The sequence below is a fragment of the Rhizobium sp. 01T444 genome (genome assembly GCF_056398305.1).
The window spans coordinates 1-548 of sequence record NZ_JBFTPD010000360.1; the positions used below are offsets into that span (position 1 = coordinate 1).

Sequence of the window (548 nt, forward strand, 5' to 3'; positions counted from 1 at the left end):
CGCCAGGCGGGCTCCTCGATCATGCCCGGCAAGGTCAACCCGGTTATCCCCGAGGTGATGAACCAAGTGGCGTTCGAGGTGATTGGCAACGACCTGATGATCACGATGGCATCCGAGGCCGGTCAACTGCAACTCAATGCCTTCGAGCCGATCATGGGATGGGCGCTGTTCAAGAGCACCAAGCATCTCGCAAACGCCTGCAAAACGCTCCAAGTCAACTGCGTGGAGGGTATCCAAGCCAACCATTCAGTTCTGTCAAAGCGGGTGGCAGAGTCGGTGACCCTCGTCACGGCCCTGAATCCGATCATCGGCTACGAGAAGGCCGCCAAGATCGCCAAGTCGGCACTGACCACCGGCAACACAATCGCCGCCACGGCCGAGCAACTGGGGATCATGAGCTCCGCGGAAATGACCGCATTGCTCGTCCCGGAGAACCTGACGCAGCCAATCCGGCTTGTGACCCCGAACCGTTGAAAAAGCCCGCGCGGCCCTTGTTGGAGTCCGCCCTGTCGTCAACTTGAGCATCAGGTCATGGCGGCTTGCAGAAC

Annotated in this window: 1 protein-coding gene; it reads left to right on the top strand. The window is 60.0% G+C overall.

All coding sequences use genetic code 11. The features are described from left to right. Nucleotides 1-474 (top strand): lyase family protein (locus AC1DTN_RS38930; RefSeq protein ID WP_477925575.1); only part of this gene is annotated, 474 nt, incomplete at its 5' end. Nucleotides 475-548 lie beyond the last annotated feature (74 nt).